Source organism: Marinimicrobium sp. UBA4509, from assembly GCF_002388575.1.
Taxonomy (GTDB): domain Bacteria; phylum Pseudomonadota; class Gammaproteobacteria; order Pseudomonadales; family Cellvibrionaceae; genus Marinimicrobium; species Marinimicrobium koreense.
Genome location: NZ_DGMV01000035.1, coordinates 52157 through 56349 on the forward strand (window position 1 = coordinate 52157; position 4193 = coordinate 56349).

A 4193-nucleotide genomic window follows, 5' to 3' on the forward strand; every position below is an offset into this window, starting at 1 on the left:
CAGCGGCAATACCCGACACTCCCAGCAGCAGAGAAACCAGGACTAAAAGTGTCGTCCATGCCCGGAAATCGCCTCCTGAAAACACTCCCATTGACTCCATTATCGCCCCTGTGGCAATACGTCTGTTATTCGACCCCATTAAACAACTATAGCCTTACCGGCGCGTAAAGCAACTTATGAGGCATCGCCCGCCGCCGCCCTTTGTGAATCCGGTTACAGAACATTTTATCTGATTTTCATATAGCGGCTCTGCGACGGTGGCAGGCGCAGCACTGTCAGGGTGCGTATCGGTTACAGTGAAACACAGCTTATTTTCAGGCCCTTGACCGGCAAAGGGAAACCTCGGATATTTGATCGGTTACAGCGAAAGGGCAGTCGAATACCCGTCGTTTTTAAGTACCCCTAAAGCAAAAAAATGGCCGCCAGCCGGCCAAACAATCTCCAATAAAAAATAGTGAGAGAGTCAATTATGATCATCAAACCCCTCACCTTTGCGGTGATAATGAGCGGCCTTCTGGTCGCTTGCGGCGGATCAGATTCCGCACCGGACAATGCCTCTTCCAGTTCAAGCAGCAGTAGCTCGACGGCATCCAGCGCGTCCGAATCCTCTCAATCCTCCAGTGAGACCACACAGGGCGACGAAAACAGCCTGACCATTCAGGAGTACGATACCGGCTTCTGCCGACTCGACGGCACGGTCGACAGCGACAACGAAGGGTTCACCGGCCCGGGCTTTTCCAATACCGACAATGTTCCCGATAGCGCCATCACCTACCGGGTCAATGTGCCCGAGGCGGGTCACTACGCGCTGGAGGTGAGATACACCTCACTCAATACACGCCCCGGCGACATTCAGGTGAATGACGCCGACGCCGGTGAGTTTGAGTTTGCCACCACCGGTAGCTGGACCAGCTGGACCACTGAATCCCAGACGGTGGAACTCGACGCCGGTGACAACGACATTGGCCTGGTCGCGACCGGCGTGGACGGCCTACCGAATGTGGACGCCCTGACGGTCATCGGCGTCACCCCCACCGCGGTGGATTGTGGAGTGAACAGCGATGGCGATGGCCTGCTGCTCCCGCAGGACGGCAACCCGGTGCACAGCCGGTTCCGCAGCGCCCGTTTTGCCTGGAGTCAGGACAAGGCCGACATCGTTCTCTCGTACCAGTACGACCACGGCGGCTGGCCGAAAAACCAGGACTACGAGTTCGAGGGTAGCGGCGGCAATGACCTGGGCACCATCGACAACGGCGCCACCGTCACCGAAATGATTTACCTGGCTCAAGTCTATAAAGACACCGGTGAAACCCGCTACCGGGATGGCGTGCGCAAGGCCATGAACTACCTCCTCGATGCCCAGTACGACACCGGCGGCTGGCCCCAGTACTATCCGCTGCGAGGTGGTTATTCGGATCACGTCACCTTCAACGACAACGCCATGACCCGGGTGCTCACGGCGCTCTATCACGCCAACCTGGAAAGCGCGCCCTTCGATACCGACCTGTTCACCGACTCCGACCGGGCGGCCATGGCACACGCGATTGAACGGGGCGTGGATTATATTCTTCAGTCCCAGTGGGAGCAGAACGGCGAGCTGACCGTCTGGTGCGCCCAGCACGGTAAGGACGACTACCTACCCAAGGCCGCGCGTGCCTATGAACTTGAATCCCTTAGCGGCAGCGAGTCGGTCGAAATTATCGCGTTTTTGATGACCCAACCGCAGACGCCCGAAGTGGAAGCCGCCGTAAAGGCCGCTATTGGTTGGTTCCGCAGCGAGGGCACCTATCTGGACGACCACCGGTACGACAGCTCGGTGGAAGAGAAGATTGTCTACAGCGAAGGCGACCGTATGTGGTACCGCTTCTACGACCTGAATACCAACGAAGGCTTCTTCAGTGATCGGGATGGCGGCAAGTATTACGACATCATGGAGATCTCTGCAGAGCGGCGTAACGGCTACAGTTGGGGCGGGAGCTACGGAGAGAAAATCATTTCTTATGCGGATCGGGTTGGGTATTGATTGGTAGCGCATACCGAGGAGCGGCGGATGCGGCCTTCGGCCTTATCCGCCCTACGGGGCACCGGGTGGTGCTGATCGTCACTGGACGTGTGATCTCAGACTCGTAGGTCGGATTAGCGCCCAGCGCGTAATCCGACACAGCCCTGACATCACATCCACACAAACTATTGGCGCTTCAACTTCAACGCCCAATCCCGCTCCGCCAGAGCCGAACCGGCGGGGAAGGCGGCAATCTCAATTTCACCCGATTCATTCGCCATCACAGACATCCGATTGAGCCAATCACCGCTGATCGGATCAAACCACTGCATGGCATAAGACGCACCGGGCGTGAATCCGCTGAGCCTGGGCGCCACCGACGCATTCTCAAAATACAGCATCGCCAGATCCGCCTCGGCGGTGCGCATCATATAAGACCATCCGTCCAGACCATCCTCCGGTGCATTGGGTGCTTTACGCGGCGCGATGTCGGCGGTGACGGGAACCAGATCCTGATAGCGCTTACCCTCGGAGAGCATAAAGCTCTCCAGGTGCTGCATATAATTCGCTGACTGATAGCGCAGCGCATCCCAGATATGCGGCCGCGCCCCATCGGGCTCGCCCGTGGTGGTGATATCGTAGGCGGCGGTGCCGTGTACGTGCCCTGCCAAGCCACCGGACAACACTGAGCCGAACATCTGCGCCCGGGCAAAATAATTGTCCCGTTGCGAGTTGGGCGGAGGCTCTTCCCCACCGGGTTTATTGATCTCATGCAGCCAACCGGTGTAATAGGGCTCGAAGTTGATGGTCGGTTTGGGCGGATTTTCCAGGAAGAACTGCGCCTCCAGGTTTTCCCCGACCCGATGATCCCGGGGCTTGTTACCCACGCTGTGCATATCCAGCCAGGGCACCTCATCACCGGAGCCCAGGGTGGTATGAGTGGCCCGATCGATCAACACGGTATGAATCTGACCAAAGGGCGGGCGACCATAGGTCTCCTGGTGGTAAGTGAGCGCCTCGTTAAACTGATCGGCGGTCAGGCTGAAGTCTTCCGGCACCCAGTCCAGGTGAATGCCGCTGAACACAAAGTTGTAGGCCCCATAGCGGGCAATCAGATACTGCGCGAAGCGGGCAAAGCTCTCTTTGAAATCAAAATAGGCATCCCAGGACGGGCCGACATCCCGACGCACGGTTTCCAGCAGCGGCACAAAACCGACCTCGGACAGGTGCGCCATTTTTTTATCCAGGCTCTGGAAGTAAGCCGGCGTCAGACGATTGAAGTCCGACACCCCCGGGTGCTGGTCGGAGGGCGCAAACGGCAGATGACCGTACTCATCGCGCATATTCTTGGCGGTGAAGGTGCCCCAGTAACTTACGCCACCCGACGCATCGGTGCCCTGCTCATCGGACACATCGTAGCCGAACTTCTCCCAGGCGTTGCGCAGGTAAATACCGTTCTCATCGGCATAGGTGCTCGGGTTCAGGTCCGCCTCCCAGTTGGGGAACGCCGAGATCATACTGACGGAATTGAACCCCTGGTTCTTGCGGTAATTGACCGCATCCTCGAACCCTATGCCGGGACCGGGTTCGTACTCATCGGACGTGGCGGCGTTGCGGAACGGCAGCCGCCAGGTGGACCCCGCCAGCCAGGTGTCGCCCACCATAAAAAACGGCGTGCCATCGGCGTATTCCAGCGCGTGGCCATTGTCGCTGACGCGCACAAACCCGCGCCGGTTGGGGTTCTCCCGCTTTTCCGCTTCGCTCCAGCCGGTGGCGGTAAAGCGCCCGCTGCGATCGTTCAACCCGGCATCGTCCGGCTGGTTTGAACCGACTTCCCAGGACCAGTCCCCCGGTGCCGTGGCCACCAGGCGCACCACAAAGCGGTTGCCGCCGTCCCAGAAGCCGTACACCCGCTTGTCGAAATCGGGCCCCTTGAGCTGCACCCAGACGTCCACTTCGATGTAGGGGTTGTCGTAGGGGTTCTCGGCGTGGAAAACCAGTTGCTGCATCTCCCAGGTGCGGACGCTGGCCTCATTGGGCTGATCGGAGGACGTGGCGCAGGCCACCAGAGTGAACAACAGGAGTGCCGACAGGCACAGGCGGGAAAGACGGTTCATAACGACCCCTTATCGATTTACTTATGATGCAGGGATACTAGCAGAACCGCCCTTAAGGAAACTCTGATTAATCG

Annotated in this window: 2 protein-coding genes; one reads left to right on the forward strand and one right to left on the reverse strand. The window is 58.6% G+C overall.

The features are described 5' to 3' along the window. The first annotated feature begins 469 nt into the window (after positions 1-469). The gene (pelA, locus tag B3520_RS05160) at positions 470-2023 is read left to right on the forward strand and encodes a pectate lyase (protein ID WP_286806237.1); all 1554 of its coding nucleotides are present in this window, start codon (positions 470-472) and stop codon (positions 2021-2023) included. Between the two features lie 164 nt (positions 2024-2187). On the opposite strand, the gene B3520_RS05165 is transcribed toward pelA, so the two are convergent. Then, positions 2188-4119: a DUF5060 domain-containing protein gene (locus B3520_RS05165; RefSeq protein ID WP_286806235.1), complete on the reverse strand. Its 1932-nt coding sequence runs from the start codon at positions 4117-4119 to the stop codon at positions 2188-2190. Positions 4120-4193 lie beyond the last annotated feature (74 nt).